Source organism: Methylobacterium sp. HMF5984 (assembly GCF_045033435.1).
Classification (GTDB): domain Bacteria; phylum Pseudomonadota; class Alphaproteobacteria; order Rhizobiales; family Beijerinckiaceae; genus Methylobacterium.
Genome location: NZ_JBJFLN010000001.1, coordinates 1,562,717 through 1,579,374, shown reverse-complemented (window position 1 = coordinate 1,579,374; position 16,658 = coordinate 1,562,717). Strand labels below are relative to the sequence as shown.

Genomic DNA, 16,658 nt, shown 5'->3' with positions numbered 1-16,658 from the left:
AAGGGTTTGATTGTAACTATTTACTTACGAGTGGCGCGCGCGAGGAATAGATCAGCAGCCGTATCGACATCACCAGTCTGGCGAAGGCGATTCATGAGCTTTGCGTCGTTGGATGGCTTTGCCATCTCGGATGCGACGGTGCCCGACGACTTGATAATCTTGGTCTGGCCGGTCTTTGCGACAGGCTTGGCCTTCTGTTCCAGAACCTTCTTACCCTTACGCAGGGTGTAGGAATCGTGGATCATCTGCCAAGCGACAGGATCGTGGAGCGTCAAAACCATCTCGCGGTTGAGACCGCGGTCACCGATGGCGTAGCCAAGCAGATCGTTGTACATCTGCATGCCCCATCCAGGGATGCCGGTGTTCGGATCGCTCAACTGCTTCCAAGAAGCTTCCGCCGACTCCTTGAGCTGAGCGTCCTCAGCTCTCTTGCGAGTGGCTTCGTCTTCCTGATTGCGCTTGGAAACGTTCTCAAGTTCGTTGTCGAAATAGTCGAGTTCCGCCTTCGCCTTCTGTGCCTGTTCGGTCACGATGGCGAGTTCGTCGGCGGACAGATGCTTCGACATCAGAAGGAGGTTGGTTCCTTCAAACGGCTTGAATCGTTCCAGAGCCTGTTCGCGAAGATGCTTCAGAGTGGCCGTAGCGACTCCGCCAATTTCTTCAGCGCGCTTGCGGAGATCAGCAACTTCTTGCTCCTTCCGCTGGATGACGGCATTGCGACCGGCAAGAATCTTCAGATCACGTCCGGTGAAGGTCATCTCGACACCATCGACCTTGTGCTTCAGCACAGCGTCATCGGTGATCTCGACGGGAGCCTTCTCCGCCTTGGTCTCTACGGTCTCATCGGATTCCGATTCATCAGCGTCTTCGTCGTCTTGGGTAGCCTCATCGGCGCCCTCATCCGCGTCCGCATCCTCATCGGTGCCTGCGTCATGATCGTCGTGGTTTTCGTCTTCGTTCTCGTTCTCGGATAGCGTGTCCGCGTCCTGCATACGGTTGAAGAACAGATCGGCGGGATCAGCCCCGCCTGCTTCAAAAGCGTCCTCTCGGATAGCTTCAGTCATCAATCGACCTCAGTGCTGCTATGGGCAGCGAGTAGTTCCTCGGCTTTGGCTGAATAGCCAAGCATGGTGTTGAGGACATCTTCGATGCCCCGAAGTTGATAATAGAGGCGTTCCCGTTCAACGGTTTCGCCCGGTTCGGTGTTGAAGGTGGCATCCTTGATCAGCGACTTCATCTCATCGAAGAAGTACATAATCCGCTCATCATTGAGAATGATCGTGGCTTGGGAGCCACGAGCGATGATTTCATCTTCAGTCACGAAGGTATTTAACCAAACAGGCCGCCGAGGAAGCCCATAAAGCCCGAACCCGCGTTGTTCTGGAGCGACTGACCGGTGAGCGGGTCGAACTGACCGATCGGCTGCTGTGCGGGCGGCTGCGCGGGCTGCTGCGGCGTCAGCCAATCCCCGAAGGTCTGCTTCGACTGGATTCCGGAGTTGAAGTCCGGCTTCGCACCCATCGCGACGTTGATCATGCCACTGTCCGGTCCGTGGTAGTTCGCCCCGAAGATCGTCCCCTGGGACTGTGCCTTCGGTTGGTCGGTCGGCTGAGCGAAAAGCTCGGAATCCGCCGGGCGGGTCGGCGGGAGCGGCGTCGTCTGCGGCTGGAGCCCGGTGAACGGATTGACCGGCTCCTGGGGACGGATGCCGCGAACGATCAGCGGGTTGTCGGCCGGAGCTGCGGCGGCATTCGGAGTCGGCGGGGTGACCGGCGTGGTCGGTGCCGTGGGGACCAGCGGGGCCGGATTCGTGGCCGCCGGGGTGACCGGCGGGACCAGCGGCTTCGGCACCTCGTCACGGGTCGCCCCGTAGGCCGGGGTGATCAGCGCGTTCATCATCGACTTCGCCACATCGGACCCACCCGAGGCCAGCGTCTGGAGCTTGCCCATCAGGCCGCCCATCTGACCGGTGGACGCCATCTGCTTGGCCTGATCGACGATCGAGCCGGACGTGCCGGAGAAGCCGGTGCTCGACGGGCCGAGATTCGCGCCGTTGAAGCCTGCGGCCTGTCCGGGGATGCTCTGGTTCTGGGACACCAGCGGGGTCGAGGCGAACGCCTTCGGCGAACCCGTCTCCTTGGGAACCACCATGCCGTCTTCGAGCGCGTACGAGCCCTTGCCGGGAAGCGAGAACTCGGTGAGCATCGGGCGCTCAGCGGGCTTGGCCGGATCAGCCGGAGCCGCCGGAGCTGCCGCCACAGGGGTCGAGGCTTCCGGGTTGTAGCTCGCAAGGTGCTTGGTGATCGCGGCCTGATTCGGAGCTGTGCCGGGTGCGCCGGACGCCGCGCGATACGCGCTTACCGGACCCATGCCTTCGTCGGCTTCCTTGTGGCCCGGATTGACCTCACCGTGACCGTAGATGTTGTTCCCGATCGACGGGTACTTCGTCTGCATGTCGTTGATGAAGGACTGGCTGGCCTTCATCTGAGCCGGGGTCAAATCCTTGTTGTTCTTCGCAATGATTTCGATGCCGATCGCATTTGAATTGTTCAGATTTCGGTTGGCCGAATTCTCGAACTTCGAACCGGGCAGCATGTGCGCGCCCTTGGCGCCATCGGGAAGCGTCCGGTAGACCACGCCATCGCGATCCATCACGTACTGCACACCCAGGCCACGCTGATTCAGCGTGTTCATGATGCTGGAGGGGGTGGAACCACCCGCGGTGTGATGGATGATCAAGCCCTGAGGGGTGCTAAGCTGACCGCGGCGGTACTTCGCCTGATCCGAAATATCGACGTAATCCACTTACCGGTCCCCCTTCATGCCTTTCATGGCTTTCGGGCCAGAAAGCGACTTCTGTGCTTTCTGACCCTTGATGTTCTTCATCGGCTTGACTGATTTGATCGGCTTCTTCATGCCGATATTTAGCCGTTCGGCGAGATGATCGCCTTGGTCATGTCGGCGGGAGCCTGCTCAGTCAGGTGAATCTCACGCTGGCTGATGTCGATCCGGTTCATGCTTTCCATGTTCCGGCGGTGCTCGCCTTCTTCCTTGACCTTGTTGTCCAGCATCGCCTGCATCTCGGCGAGCTTTTGCTTAGCAGCGGCCAACTCGGCGTGGACATCGACCTTCTTCGCGTTGGTCTGTGCGTCCTGAACGTGCGCCTGGGCCTGGGCCTTCTTCAGCTCGACTTCCGCGATCATCATCGGATCGGGCTGGGCAGGCTGAATCTTGTCCGGGGTGATCGGGAAGAAGCTCTGGAGCAGGTTCCGCTCACCATCGAGGCTCATCAGGTACTCGATCACGGCGTAATCGCCCTGGTCGCCCATGAACTTGCCGCCGCCGCCTTCCTTCACCCGGCTGATGAAATCGACGACCTTGCGGGCCTTCGCGTCGCGCTCACCGTAACCGAGGTGCGGGGAGGCCGAGCACGTGCGACCGGCGACCCACTGAGCGGGGTCACAGGTGATGACCTGACCGGTCACCTGAAGCTGACGCGCCTCGCTCTCGTTCAGGATGACGAGTTCGGAGATCATCTCGTACAGCGGGATCAGGAACTGTTCGGCGAAGTTTCGCGCGATCTGCTTCTGACCAACCTGACCCATATTGACCAACTGTTCGATCAAACCGGCCGAATTCTGCTGCGAAACCGCATCCTTGTTCTGACCCTGGGACAGCGCCGAGATGCCCGTGACTTCCTCGGACTTGGCCTGCATCGCCTGACCAAGGGAGAAGATGTACGGATTCAGCGCGGTCTGCGGCATCGGCATGATCGCGTCCGGGCTGGACACGTTGACGATGCCACCGAGGCGGTTTTCCAACAGCTCGCGCGGATTCTTCAGCGAGCCGGTCTTCACCAGAAGGCGCGGGTTGTTGGTGATCGCCGCGTGGTCGAGCACCTGACGGGCCGTCGAGGTCGCGATATCCTGAAACGGGATCATCCGAGCTGCGAAGGAGTCGCCGTAGAACGCGTGCGGGATCGGCAGGGGCACGAAGGCGATCAGCGGGAGCCGGGCGATCTTCTCGCATTCCAGCATCACCTTGCCGCACGTCACCACGCGATGGAGCGACGGGGTGATGTCGCCTTCGCGGCGGATTTTGATGAACAGCTCGTTGATCAGGACCGGACGGGTCATCGGATCGGCGGCATCGGTCGCGTCCGGGCTGTTGTAGCTCACCCCGGAATCCGTGCCCTGGAACCGGGCGATCAGCTCCGGCGAGTTCCGAAGGGCCAGATCGTCCTCGAAGTTGTAGCTCTCCAGGCCCTTGGTCTTGCCCGGATAGTTGGTCTCGATCCAGGCGAGCGTCTTCACCGTACGAGTGCCGCAGTAGTATTCCGGCGAGAGCATCTTCGCCTGAGGCTCGATGAAGAATTCCTCCGGATTCACGCTCCCGACGACGATGCGACCGCCTTCCTTGGTCTCCACGAGACGGCCCGAATAGATGCCGTACTCGTCCTGAGCCGCCTGGATGTCGCTGAACGCCGGGTTCTGACGCAGCGCGTCCATCTCGTCCTGGGTGACGTTGCTGAACTCGTATTCCTCGCCTTCGCCCTCGATCTTCTCCCAAGCGACGCGGGCCACACCGACACGCGCCATCAGGCCATCGTGGATCACGTCACGGAGGATGGCGTGGCCGGGATTGTCCTTGAACAGCACGTGGGAGCAGTATTCGGTCTGTGCCCGCGCGCTCATCTCATCCTGGGGATGGAACGCGTCGAACGAAACCAACCGATCGGAGCCGCTGAACGTCTCGACGATCTGGTTCCGCATCTGGCTGACCTTGATATAGACCTCCGGAGACACGTACGAAGTCGAACCTGCGTGGATTCGCTTCGGGAGCAGACTGTTGTAGTAATCGGTGACGCGCTCACGCTCCTTGCTGAGCTTGGACGAATTCCAGCCTACTGCATCAGCGATCTTCGTCTCGCACAGTGCAACAATCTGATCGTCTGTCAGGCCATTCTTGTCCATCCGGTCCTTAAAATCATTCAATATGAGGTGATCTATTTAGATCGCCCTGACGTAATACTCGTCCGTAACATTGATCGGCTGGACTTTACCGGTGTGGACATAGTTCGCGAGGCACAACGACATCACAGTATCGTCCCAGCAATTGGACTCTGCTTCCATTCGACCGGAATCCGTGGTGATGTACGTCTGCAATTCCGACAGGGTGATGCGATCGTTGATCTCGATCTCACCCATGCGGATCGCCTCTTGCAGACCGGCGACAATCATCGGCTTGGTCTGAGCTGAGGTCCGGAATCCGAAGGTCTTCGTCTCTTTGACGTTCGCCTTGCCTTCGGTCATCGTGTAATAGATGTTGTCGTAATGCAGATGCGTGCCAAGATGAGCCGCGCAACCGAAGCCCATCGAGTTGTTTTCGACGATGATCCGGGCGAAGTTAAATCGTTCACCGAGTGAACACAGGATGTCGGCGAAGCGGAATGGATCGACCTTGCCGCGCCAGATCGCAACCTGTCGCTTATCCTCGTCGAGGATTTGCGCCACGCTGAAGTCTCGACCCGTACCCTGCGAAACGTCAGCTCCGATGTAGTAGGTCGATGCCTTGTCGTAGTCGTGGTACAGGAACAGCTCACCGCGGGAATCTTCGATCCACTCGTTCTCGACCGTGAAGCGTTCGCGCGTGATGATATCCTTGGCGTTCGCCATCAGGTCGGTGAGCGCGGACGGGGAGAAGATTGGGCTTCCCGAAGTCAGAAAGGCTTCGTCGGCGGACGACGGGTACTCCTGCATGAAGGCGTCGCGGCCGTTCTGAGCGATCTTCTGTCGGCGCCACAGAAGCTGCCCGTTGCTCACGCCGCGCGCGGCGAGATCGACTTCCTCGACCGTCATCTGCATCGGAGGGATGACAGGACCGTCGATCGTGTATTCCGCGGAATCGTACCAAGGGGAGAAGAACGGGATGAATCCGTTGGTGCCGTTCACCGCGGCGTTCCACAGGTCGTAGAAAGGCCCGGAGACACCGTTCGCGGTGCTCTCGGCGAACACCACGGTCTCCTTGTTTCCCGGAATCGCCTGCATCAGCGCGTTGAGGTTTTCGTGCGCCGAGCCCTTGGGCCAGAACGCAACCTCGGACAGGTGGGCGTGGGTGATCGTCTCACCGCGCGCGATGCCGTCACCACCCGCGGTCGCAATCGCCAGCGCGGTGTCGAGCTTGTCGAAGAACAGTTCGGTTCGACCCGCGTAGGAGGTCGAAGGCTTCAGCCGCTTGTCCATGTCGCCGTGGACGCGGCGGTACATGTCGAACAGGGACTGCGTGGATTTCGCGACGTGCGCGACCACGAGACCCTTCTTGGCCCGATGATGGCTGAGGTACCAGTACAGATACGCGGAGACGAAGGTGGACAGGCCCTGCTGACGCGCCTTCAGGATGACGATCCGGACTTTGCCGGTGGTGCGTATCTGAGCTTCGACGAGTTCCAGAAGATCGCGCTGAACCTTGTTCAGCTTGAAGTTCCTGATCTCACCGTCCTTGGTTCTAATCTTGACAAAGTTTTCCGCGTAGAAAGCAAAGTTCGTCGCCAACTTTTGGCGAAGTTCAGCTTCAGTCATTGGACTCCGGGCCAGAGATCAGGGTAGCCCAGGTGTCCTGGGTGTTGGTGACGGTGACCGTGGAGGCCGCCGCAGGCTTGGCCTTGCGGTATTCCAGCAAGGTGCGGATCAGCGCGTGCTTGTCGCGCGTGCCGCCGGGCTCGTTCAGCATGATCAGAATCTGCTTCATCGCGTACGCGACGACCGGATCGTGTTCATTGAGCGCCGTGCAAAGTTCTTCGAATTCAGTCATCGCGATAATCTCCGCTTGTTTCTTGATCGCGGGCAGGTTTTCGAGCCCGACACCATCCATCAGACCGCGCTGGCGACCGCGAACACTATTGCAGCGTTCGGCCATGTGCTTGTGTTCGCGGCTCAACCATTCCCGATAGCCTGGGGTCGCCATGAGCTTACCCATCGGCCCGTACCCGCGTTCGGCGCGGACCAATGGTTTGGCCGGGCGACGCTTGCGTGGTCTGGTGTTGAACGGCCCGATCCGCTTCGGTTTCGGGACGAAGGCGAGCGCGCCATCGATCACTTCGATGTAACGCCCGCCTCCGATGGCATTGAGCTGCATTACTTCTTCTTCGGGCGACCGCGGGGACGACCCGTCTTTCCATGTTTGTGCGCCATGTTGAGCGCACCTGCCTTGGATTTAGCAGTAATCGCCCCAAACAGACCGTTTTGCGCCAGTTTCTTCGACGCGAGTTCCGCATCCGGCTTGGTCGGGAATCCGCTAAGGAACTTCGCGGTCGCCGCTTCCGCCTGGGCCGGAGCTGCCGCCTGGGACATCGCCGCGCGGTAGCTCGGACCGGCCGAGCGCGCGTAAGCAGCGCCTTCGCGGGTGAATCCACGCAGGTCGCTGAAGACCGGCTCGTAACCCGGTGCGGGTTCTTCCTGGGCCAGCGGCGAGCGTGCGCGCTTCATCGCTTCCGGCGAGGCGGTTTCACCGAGCTTGTCCATGGCGGTCTTCAGCTCGACCGCATCCGCCGCAGCGCGTGCCCGGACCGGCTCAGGAATCCGATCGTTCTTCGCGACCGAAAAGGCCGACCGCAGGTGCTGACCGTAGACATCCAGCAGGGGCTGGCCTTCGGCCTTCGCCTGAGCTGCGATCTCCGCGTGGATGTCGCCGATCGGCGCGGCCTCGACTGCCGGAGCCGGTGCGGAACGACGCGGACCGCTCGACTGCATCACCATCGGTGCGGCCATGCCGCCCATGGCTTCGGCGAGCGCCGGATGCGGCTCAGCGGCGACCGGTTCGGCCGCGGGGATCGGCGGGGCTTCCGGATGGGGCATAGGAGCGCCCTGGGGGGCCTGGGACGGCTCCGGAGCCCGCGGGGCACCCTGAGCAGCCTGAGCCGTTGCAAGCGCCTCACGCGCCCGCTGCGTGGCGATGACCTGCTGAGCGGCCGTCATCGGATCGGACAGGCTTCCGACCGGACCCATGGGGGCGCCCTGACGGTCGCCGAAGCGATCCATCATCCGGGAGAGTGGACGGTTGTTGTTCTCGGCGATTCCCGTGAGGTGACCCAGGGTCTTCGCACCGAGATAGGCCGCCGCACCGACACCACCCGCGGTGCCGAGCGTCGCCAGTCCGAGACCACCCGCGCCGTGGATGGCCGCTTCGAGGCCGACCGAACCGAGTCCACCGAGCGCGAACGGGTGCTTGGCCGCCTTCAGGACCGATCCGAGGGACGCCTTCGGCTCCGGGGTGATTCCCGACCGGTCCGCCATGAAGTTCACGGCGTTCAGGTTGCGGATTTCTTCGACAACCTTCGGGGCATCGCTCAGCGTGTCCTTCAGGGACGCGAGCTGCTTGCCTTCGAGGGTGCCGCCGCGCTTCAGCAGGGACATCGTGGAATCCACGGCATCCTGCTGACGACCGGTCAGGCCGGTTTCGCCTTCCGCCGGAGCTGCGGCTTCCTTCACGCGCTTCTTGTACAGGTCCTTCGCCATCGAGAGAGCCAGCTCGGCCTTCTTCGGGTCCGCGACATCGACCGGGAAGTCGTCGCTTTTCATGTGGTTGGCGACGCGATCGAGCGCTTCCGCATCACCACCGCGGAACTTCGCCGCCGCGTGGAGCGAGCCAGCCGAGCGCGCGCCACGAAGCGCCGTCCCGAGGATCGCGCCTTCCTTGGCCGCCTGAAGCGCCTTGTCGAACGAGATCGACGGACCACCCTCGTTGTCGCGGGTCGCCGCGAAATCGTGGATCGCCGAATCGCCCGCACCCTGAGCGGCGAGCGCCGCATCCGTGGTGAGGACGCGTGCGCCCGTGTTGACCAAGCCCTTCACACCGGTTCCGGTGATCGGATTCGGACCATTCAGGACGGTCCCGGCGATCTTGCCGGTTACGCCGTCACCGACCGCGCCGCGGATGATCTTGTCCGCACCCGCACCGAGGGCGTTTCCGGCGACCTTGCCGACGAGACCACCCGCGGCGGTCGCACCGGCATCCAGCGCGGACTGAGCGATGGTCGGCGCAAGCGTGCGGTCGAAGTCCTGCTTCTCCGGGAAGTTCAGCCCGCGTTCGTTCGCGTGCGCGGTCGCGTTGACGCCGCGGTTCTGACCGTACGCGTAAACGCCCATGCCACCGAGGCCGCCGACGACGGCACCGACCGGGACGGTGACTTCCGCGAAGGGTCCGCCCAGCATGCCCGCGGTGCTACCCACGGCGGCACCGGCACGGGCCGCAGCGAGATACCCGGCGATGGCCGGAGCTGCTTCCGCGATGGCCTTGGGCCACGTCGAGGGATTCCACGTGGCTCCACCGGGCTCGTACCCAGGGGTCATGTTCTGGATCGCCTGACCGGCGCCCATCAGCTTCTCAGACGCCTGATTCGCCAGCCCGGTCTGTTCCGCCTGGGGCGCATCCGCCGGGGCCTGAAGGGTCGAACCCACGTTCCCGATCTGAGCGCCGACCCCGTGGATCAGGCCCTTGCCGATATCGCCAGCCCATTCCCCCCAGGTCTGGTTGGCGCGCGCGTCTTCCTTCAGGTTCGCCCGACCCTGTACGATCGAATCCACGATCTTGGCCGGTTCGATGCCCTTCTCACGCGCCTTAGCGATGCCGTCGCGGTACAGCTCCCCCTGGTCGCCCTGGGAGATGCTGTCGAGGATTTTGATGTCGTCGATGCCCTTGGATCGGGCACGTTCGACGCCTTCAGCGATGATATCCGACATCAGAACAGCCCCGGCATCGCGCGGTTCATGTCCGGACGGCCCTTGGTGGAATTGGTCGTGTTGCGCTTCTTCACGAAGTCCTCGGCGGACTTGTAATAGTTCTCGTCGTCCTTCGTGATGTCGCCGTAGCGGTGAAGGTAGAACTCACCGGTTCCGGAGGTCGAACCCGGCATGATCGCCTTTCCGAGCGACGGATGCTGCGTGTAGATCGAGCCGAGACCTGACGCGGAATCACGAAGATTCCCGGTGAGGACGCGACGCGCGCGAACGAGAGCTTCGAGAACCTGCGTGGTGTCGTACTCGCCACCGGACGGAAGGATCGAGGCTTCGGCCTGTTTGATCCGGAAGTCCGAGGGGCTTCCGCCTTCGAGCTTCACGCGCTGCTGAGCCAACTGCATGATCGCAGACTTGGCCTTCTTCAGAATCTGTGCGTTGTAGTCGGCGCTGTCGGTGTGGTTCTTCAGGTATCCGAGACCCTGTGAGACCGCATCCATCGAGACCTTGCCCGTGGTGATCGCCTTCACAACGTCGTCGATGTTATCGACCAGATCGACCGAAGACGAGAAACCCTTCTTGTGGTCGTTTTCGAGCTTCAGGATGCTTGCCGGTGCGGGCTTCTCACCCTTGGCGGTCTTGCCCTCACCATCATCCTTGATCGCGTCCGAGGTGAGCGGAATCGTGTCCACCGAGATGTCGCCGTTGGGCTTCTTGCGGGTGACCAGCAACGCCTTGCCGGACGGAGCCGTGGACACCGTGGTCTCCGGGTTGTTCTTGTCGGCTTCTTCCTGCGCATCCTTCTTGGTCGCGCGGGCCTGATTGAACTTCTGAGCCTCGATGTTGGACGCTGCGGTGAGCGCGCTCGTCTGCGCACCTTGGATCGACGCAGCGCCAGCCGCAGCGGCGGGATTCAGCCAGCCACCGACCTTTTCGAGCCGGTTCCCCAGGTCCGAGATGTTGTTGATGCCTGCGAAGCCGCCGCCCTTGCCAGACCAGAACGAAGGCGAGAGGATTCCACCGCCCGGCTGTTCGGCCGGACCGAGCTGTGCCGGGCTGTTCGCGACCGCCTGCTGAGCCATCGGATTGCGGTTGAAGATCGCACCGGCCGGAGCTGCCGCACCGTCCTCGGACACCGAGGTGTCGGCGGGACGCGCGGGCGGCTTCACCGTGTTGATCGAACCGGTGGTCGCCGGGTCCATGAGACGGCCGACGTTGTTGTAGAAGTTCAGGCCGTTCGAGGCGCGCTTGTACATGGTCGCGTCGGGATCGCCCGGCACCTCGTACTGACGCGTCCAGATGTCGGTGCCCTTGCCGAGATCGTCACCGGCTTCCTTCAGCGCGGCGAGAACGTGCTTGTGCGTCCCGGTCAGCTCACCCGCGATATGCTCGATCTGAGCACGGGGGTCCTCGACCTTGGTTCCCATCTGCTGAGCGCGGTTCTGCAACGCGATGGCGCGGTCTGCATTCCACTGGCCCATGCCGATGCTGTTCGAGCCGTCCGCGCCGTCGCCCTTGTTGATCGCCGAAGTGTTCAGGCGCGAGCCGGATTCACCCATGAGCGAGCCCAGGGCACCCGCGGCGGTCTGCGGCGCCACGCCGAGCGACTGAAGCCGCGCGTAGGTGGCCTTTGCGACCGCGTTCGGGTCGTTTGCGAAGTCGTAGCCGGAGTAATCGAAGTCTGCCATGGTATCCTTAGAGAACGCTGGTGTCGATTATCAGCTTGCCGAAGACTTCCGACACAGCATCCGGGCGAGCCGCAGCAATATCCTGCGCCATCGGACCTTCGTGAATATCGTTCGGGGCGAAGGTGTAGGCGTAGCGGTAGGTCGGGAAACCCTTCCACGAGCCGACCGGACCATCAGACAGCACGACCTTGTATCGTGCGTCCGAGAACAGCGATCCGAAGATGCCGATACCCTGACCGATCTGCGATCCGAGGCTTGGCGTCGAAGTCGTCGTCTGCGTCCCGGTGGAATCCGTGTGCGTACCCTTCACGTCACCAGCAATCTTCCAGTAATCGTTGAGGTTGTTCTGGTCGAACGAGTAGTTCGACATCCACTTCGCCTTGTCGTTGTCGATGACGTTCTGGTTCAGGCCCTGAAGACCGAACGAAGCCGCCTGCTGAGCACCCAACGCCTTGCCGTAATCGGTGAAGCCGTTGTTCTGACCCGTCATGCCCATGTTGAGGTTGTTCGTGCCGAGCGTCCCGAGGGTGCCGAGCGCGGACAGGTTCTGCTGGTTCTCGTTGTTGGTCATCGCCAGACCCTGGTTGAACAGGTTCGAGCGGATGGTCGCGGACAGGTCGGCGGACTTCTCGGCGAGACCACGATCGACAACGCCCTGTGCGAGCGCGGTCCGATCGGAATTCAGATTCCCGGTGCCCGATGCCTGACGGTAGAGCGTCGGAAGGGTGTTCTCGGAGGCCAGCCGGTACTGGTCGCGCATCGCCGCCTGCACCTGTCCGTCAACGTTCTGAGCGCTGGCGTACTGGTTGGCCTTGTCGATGTTCGCCTGGGTGTGGTCGGTCGAGGTCCAGTTAGCGAGACCCTGGGTCGCGGCGTTCTGGGTCGCCATACCAGCGTTGTAGAGCGCGTTCCCCTGGTTGAGCTGCTGATTCGAGAAATCCTTCGCCGCACCGTTGGCCCAGCCCAGCGCATCGTTGAAGCTCTGATACTGGTCCTTGTTCGGAGCTGCGACGAAATCGCCCGTGTAGTTTCCTGCCGCGTTGCGCTTGTCGTAAATCGACTTCGCATCGGCGAGGCCGGAGAGAATATACGGCTGCTGCGGTGCCCACGGGGTGGTATCCGACGAGCTGCTTGATTTGGTTTCAGTGGTGGAGCTTCCCATCTCGTCCTTTGCGCGCACCAACTATCTGTGATGCATATGACGGATATTTATTCGAAAGCTTTTATCTGAAGTGGAAGTACAGCGGGCGGTCGGGACCATCCGAACATGGCGCTGTGCCGAACTGCTCGAATCCGAAGGCCGTGATGAAGTGGTGGAAGGTCCGATCAGGCCGAAACGGCATGCACGCGATCACCGGGGGGAGCTGAGGCCGGATCGCTGCGAAGGACGCGCGCATGGCGCGAAGCGTCGAGGGTTTCCAATCGGTCACGTAGGAATGGACGAAGACCAACCATTCCCCATCCACGCTGACCATGTGCTGCCAAACCGAGTAGCGGTGGGCCGGGTCCGCGTAGATGAGGGTTTCCGGCGTGCGGATGTGCTGGGTGTAATAGGGGGTGATCACCCCCTATTTACGGTGTTACAAGAGCTTGAAGGTCCGGACTTCGCCAAGACCATAAGCCGTGACGGTGCGGAACTTGCCCAGGGCGTAGACGTGACCGTCGTCGGAGGTACCTTCGAGAATGAGCGTCTTCGAGACCTGATTCCCCGTGATCGCCGCGTCGCCAGAATTCGTCGCATCGGCACGGGCGCGGACCGAGAACGAACCAACCGTGACCGCGGACGGGAAGGTGACTTCGACCCACACCGGAGTCGTCTGGTTGATCGAGCTAGAGCTATCCGGGGAGTAGTCCCAATACGTCTGTGCGGAGCCGTCGATGAGATTCGCCGGGTTGTTCCCACCCGGATTGGTACCCAAGGCGGTGATCGTCGCGTTCGCGGTCGAGATCGGAGCGCCGGACGCGTCAAGGAACGCCAGTTCGGAGAACGCGTAGCCGTAGCCGCCCTGAATCCCGCTCATGGTCAGGCGGAACGTCTTGAAGGTCTTGGGAGCAGCCGAGCTTGCGGCAGGCGGGGTCAGGGTCAGGATGCGCTTCTCGTTCTCAGACCAGTTCGTTCCAGTCGCAACCTTCGCAAGCTCGATCCATGTTCCATCGAGACCCGTGTTTGTGTCATTGCTTGCTTCAATGCCGTAGGTCAGCGGAGCTTCGGACGAATAACCTGATGCGGCCAGCATAGCCTCGACGATCGTCTTGGCCGAAGAAAAGATATAGCCAACGTACTTCGGGAACGGCTTATCCGGGTAGTCGCCGACCCATCGATCGGTCAGATCGCCGTTGAACGCCGCGCCTGCGGTCGTATTATTGCCTGTGGCCGTGCTGAACGCGGTTCCGCCGGAAGCGGTTTGCGCTTTCCCCGCCACTTCGCGGAACTCGATTTCGGCAATCGACGCATAGCTCATCGACTGAGTGCTATCGAACCGTAGGCGGAAAGCCTTGAAGCTGTTCGATGTTACGCTGCCGCCGGTCGATCCCCCCGTCGAGCCGCCGGTCTTCTGCCACTGGTCGGGATCGACCATGACGAGTTCACCCGCGTAGATGTCGTACTGACCGAAGAAGATTTCGATGTTGGTCGCGTTCGTGGTGTCGCCGCTCGCCGTCTCACGGTTGGCGCCACCGACGACCATCGCCGGAGCCGTGCCGGGCATGTCCGGGTACCGGCCGGTGACCAACGGCATCAGGTTGGGAGCGATCGGCGTGGTCCACGTGACCCGGTACTTGCCCGTGTTGGTCCGCTCGACGCTGGCGACGTTGTACGAACTGCGGATCGTGACCGCGAGGGTGTTCGGATCGACGACGAACGAGACCCGACCCTTGATGTACGGGGCGGGGAGCACCGTGGAGCCAGTCGAGCCCGTGGACCCGGTGGACCCGGAGCCCGCAACGCCGTTCGAGGCCAGCGTGATCCGTCCATCCGTTCCGACCGTGATGTTCGCGTTCGTGTACGAGCCCGGCGCGACACCCGTGGCGGGGATCGCCACCGAGGTCAGGAACCCGGAATCGTTGGTGAGGTCCGAGACCTTCGAGGGGATCGCAGGCTTGCCAGTCAGATCGCCATATGCGCCCGTACGGGCCACGTTCGCCAGCGTGGCGGCATTGGCCGCAAGATTGGCGACGGTGGCGCTGAGGGTCGTCCCATTGGATTCCAGACCGGTCACGCGACCGGTCAACGTGACCGCATTGGCCGCGACCTGGGCGACCCGCATGGTCAACATGACCGCGTTCGAGGAAAGCCCGGTGATCGCGTTGGCGTTGGCTGCAACGTTCGCCAGCGTCGGAATCACACCACCGTCGATCGAATAGTTGTCGCCGTCGCGAGCGATCAGGAACTTGTCGCCGACCTGAAACTGGCCGCCGTCGTCGTATTCGGAAATCTTCTTGCCGGTCATAGGGTCCTTAGCAAAACAAGTCTATAGTATTTTATGCTTCCGGCGAAATGCTGCCAGAGCCGTTCTCGGCCTGGATGGTCGAACCATCTTCAGCCTGCATGCCGCTGTCACCGGTCACCACGATCTGACCACCGATAATGTCGATGGTGTACAGTTGGCCGTTCTTGCGCCCGGTGAACGGGAAATCGAGGACGCCACCGAATCCGCCGGAGGCTTCACCCTTCTTGATCTTGGTGATCCGACCATCCGGGCCGACCGTGACGGTCGCGTTCGTGTAGGTGCCCGCGGTGACCCCGGTGGGGGCGATCGTCGTGACGATCTCGTTCGCGCCGGTCCCGGTCACAGCTCCGGTGAGAGAGATCGACGGACCGATCGTGTAGAACCGTGTCTCGCCATCGTGCCAATCCGCCTGACGGGGAATCTCGAACGCGGTGGTCCAGAACCCGTTGTCGGGCTGCTGAACGCGTCCGGAGATCAGCGCACCCGCCGCATCCACCGCGGTGATCCGGATGCCCTGAACGTCCACCGGCTGGTCGAACGTCGCGGTGATGAATTCGTTCGACCGAATTTGGGTGCCGGTGGTCTCGACGCCATCGACGAGGAAGGCGACATCCGCGGTGAACGAGCCGGTGAAGCCAATATCCACCATCAGCCGCCACGTGTCGGACGTACCCGCGCTGGTGTGCGAACAGTACGCGGTCGGCGGGGCCGGACCGGCAAGGTCACCATTCTGGGCCGAGAGCACCCGGCCGGTCGCGTCGATCGTCAGGATCGGCTGGGTGTAGGTGCCGGGGCTCACCCCGGTGGTGCGAAGGCGCAACGCGAAATCCGTCCCCACCGCGTCCACCACCATGTCGGTGGAATCCTGTGCGCGCGGGATCGTCGGAAGCGTGGGCTGTGCCGGGAGATCGGCCCAGGCGGTGCCGGAGGCGGTCTTCGCAAGAACCTGTCCGGTGAGGCCACCCGAAGGGATCGGTGACGGCGCGGTCTGCCATGCAGCGCCATCGGCGCCGTCCGAGATCAGGACCTGACCGGCGAGGCCGAACCGGGGCAGCTCGCGTTCGACCGGGACGTTCCGGATCGCGATGATCCGGCCGTCAGCACCCACGGTGATGACCGCGTTGGTGTACTGCCCGGCCTTCACCCCGGTGGGCGCCAGCGTGATCGTGGAACCCGTGGAGGTGCCTTCGCGAACCTCGGACAGAGCTTCGGTCAACGTGCGGATCGAGCGCTCGACCTTGCGGTACTCGCGATCGACGTAGAGTGCCATCGTCTCCGGCTTGACCGAAAGATCAGGCTGGAACGTGTACCGATAGATGTCGAGCGGCTTGGTGTAAGCGGCCATGCTCAGCTCTTACCCGCACCCGTGATGTCCATGTCGAGAGCGGAGATCGAGGCATCGTACACATCGTCTTCGTAGAGGATGCGCAGATCGAGGAAGCGACCCTTCGAGATCGAATCCAGCCGGTAGTTGACCCCGTTCGGAAGGAATTCGAGGTACGGACCCATGAAGGGATCGGTGCCGACGTAATCGAATCCACCCCAAGCGATCTGGAGCGGCTTCGAGTTCTCGTGCATGATCGCGGCCGGATAGATCGTGGTGATGTGCTTGTACTGCCGCAGCTCCGGAAGGAGCTGATCGACATTGACCATGCGATTCCGCACGTACATCGGCGCGTTGTATTCCGGAGAGACCAACCCGTTGGGGTTGACCTCTCGGAATTGATCATAGCTCAGGATGACAGCGCCATCGACGAGCGTCACGGAATTGGAATCAGCCATGGCTGTAT

At 62.1% G+C, this 16,658-nt stretch carries 13 protein-coding genes; all 13 read right to left on the bottom strand.

Annotated features, from left to right (window positions below):
• Positions 1–20: 20 nt before the first annotated feature.
• The gene (locus tag ACFZ8E_RS07520) at positions 21–1,064 is read right to left on the bottom strand and encodes a hypothetical protein (RefSeq protein ID WP_405042494.1); all 1,044 of its coding nucleotides are present in this window, start codon (positions 1,062–1,064) and stop codon (positions 21–23) included.
• A complete protein-coding gene (locus ACFZ8E_RS07515) occupies positions 1,064–1,321 on the bottom strand; it encodes a hypothetical protein (RefSeq protein WP_405042493.1) in 258 nt (85 codons plus the stop codon). Before ACFZ8E_RS07515 ends, ACFZ8E_RS07520 begins: the two co-directional genes overlap by 1 nt.
• An 8-nt stretch (positions 1,322–1,329) precedes the next feature.
• Entirely contained in the window at positions 1,330–2,805 is a 1,476-nt protein-coding gene (locus tag ACFZ8E_RS07510; RefSeq protein ID WP_405042492.1) for a peptidoglycan recognition family protein, read from the bottom strand.
• 119 nt (positions 2,806–2,924) lie between these two features.
• Positions 2,925–4,973, bottom strand: a complete 2,049-nt coding sequence (locus ACFZ8E_RS07505; protein ID WP_405042491.1) for a hypothetical protein — start codon at positions 4,971–4,973, stop codon at positions 2,925–2,927.
• Between the two features lie 36 nt (positions 4,974–5,009).
• On the bottom strand, positions 5,010–6,578 hold the full coding sequence (locus ACFZ8E_RS07500) for a hypothetical protein (RefSeq protein WP_405042490.1): 1,569 nt from the start codon (positions 6,576–6,578) through the stop codon (positions 5,010–5,012).
• Positions 6,571–7,134: a hypothetical protein gene (locus tag ACFZ8E_RS07495; protein WP_405042489.1), complete on the bottom strand. Its 564-nt coding sequence runs from the start codon at positions 7,132–7,134 to the stop codon at positions 6,571–6,573. The genes ACFZ8E_RS07500 and ACFZ8E_RS07495 overlap by 8 nt, the downstream gene beginning before the upstream one ends.
• Positions 7,134–9,737, bottom strand: a complete 2,604-nt coding sequence (locus ACFZ8E_RS07490; RefSeq protein ID WP_405042488.1) for a hypothetical protein — start codon at positions 9,735–9,737, stop codon at positions 7,134–7,136. The genes ACFZ8E_RS07495 and ACFZ8E_RS07490 overlap by 1 nt, the downstream gene beginning before the upstream one ends.
• Positions 9,737–11,419, bottom strand: a complete 1,683-nt coding sequence (locus ACFZ8E_RS07485) for a phage tail tip lysozyme (protein ID WP_405042487.1) — start codon at positions 11,417–11,419, stop codon at positions 9,737–9,739. The genes ACFZ8E_RS07490 and ACFZ8E_RS07485 overlap by 1 nt, the downstream gene beginning before the upstream one ends.
• Before the next feature lie 7 nt (positions 11,420–11,426).
• Complete coding sequence (locus tag ACFZ8E_RS07480; RefSeq protein ID WP_405042486.1) at positions 11,427–12,581, bottom strand: hypothetical protein; 1,155 nt, start codon at positions 12,579–12,581, stop codon at positions 11,427–11,429.
• Positions 12,582–12,642: 61 nt separating this feature from the next.
• On the bottom strand, positions 12,643–12,984 hold the full coding sequence (locus ACFZ8E_RS07475) for a hypothetical protein (RefSeq protein ID WP_405042485.1): 342 nt from the start codon (positions 12,982–12,984) through the stop codon (positions 12,643–12,645).
• A 15-nt stretch (positions 12,985–12,999) separates the two neighbouring features.
• Complete coding sequence (locus tag ACFZ8E_RS07470) at positions 13,000–14,868, bottom strand: hypothetical protein (protein WP_405042484.1); 1,869 nt, start codon at positions 14,866–14,868, stop codon at positions 13,000–13,002.
• A 31-nt stretch (positions 14,869–14,899) separates the two neighbouring features.
• Entirely contained in the window at positions 14,900–16,213 is a 1,314-nt protein-coding gene (locus ACFZ8E_RS07465; RefSeq protein ID WP_405042483.1) for a hypothetical protein, read from the bottom strand.
• A 2-nt stretch (positions 16,214–16,215) separates the two neighbouring features.
• The gene (locus tag ACFZ8E_RS07460; RefSeq protein ID WP_405042482.1) at positions 16,216–16,650 is read right to left on the bottom strand and encodes a hypothetical protein; all 435 of its coding nucleotides are present in this window, start codon (positions 16,648–16,650) and stop codon (positions 16,216–16,218) included.
• Positions 16,651–16,658: the final 8 nt, after the last annotated feature.

Bases quoted from the DNA above. Each gene is read 5' to 3' on its own strand.
- ACFZ8E_RS07500 (WP_405042490.1), bottom strand. From the start codon at position 6,578: ATGACTGAAGCTGAACTTCGCCAAAAGTTGGCGACGAACTTTGCTTTC.
- ACFZ8E_RS07470 (WP_405042484.1), bottom strand. From the start codon at position 14,868: ATGACCGGCAAGAAGATTTCCGAATACGACGACGGCGGCCAGTTTCAG.
- ACFZ8E_RS07480 (WP_405042486.1), bottom strand. From the start codon at position 12,581: ATGGGAAGCTCCACCACTGAAACCAAATCAAGCAGCTCGTCGGATACC.
- ACFZ8E_RS07465 (WP_405042483.1), bottom strand. From the start codon at position 16,213: ATGGCCGCTTACACCAAGCCGCTCGACATCTATCGGTACACGTTCCAG.
- ACFZ8E_RS07485 (WP_405042487.1), bottom strand. From the start codon at position 11,419: ATGGCAGACTTCGATTACTCCGGCTACGACTTCGCAAACGACCCGAAC.
- ACFZ8E_RS07520 (WP_405042494.1), bottom strand. From the start codon at position 1,064: ATGACTGAAGCTATCCGAGAGGACGCTTTTGAAGCAGGCGGGGCTGAT.
- ACFZ8E_RS07460 (WP_405042482.1), bottom strand. From the start codon at position 16,650: ATGGCTGATTCCAATTCCGTGACGCTCGTCGATGGCGCTGTCATCCTG.
- ACFZ8E_RS07490 (WP_405042488.1), bottom strand. From the start codon at position 9,737: ATGTCGGATATCATCGCTGAAGGCGTCGAACGTGCCCGATCCAAGGGC.
- ACFZ8E_RS07495 (WP_405042489.1), bottom strand. From the start codon at position 7,134: ATGCAGCTCAATGCCATCGGAGGCGGGCGTTACATCGAAGTGATCGAT.
- ACFZ8E_RS07505 (WP_405042491.1), bottom strand. From the start codon at position 4,973: ATGGACAAGAATGGCCTGACAGACGATCAGATTGTTGCACTGTGCGAG.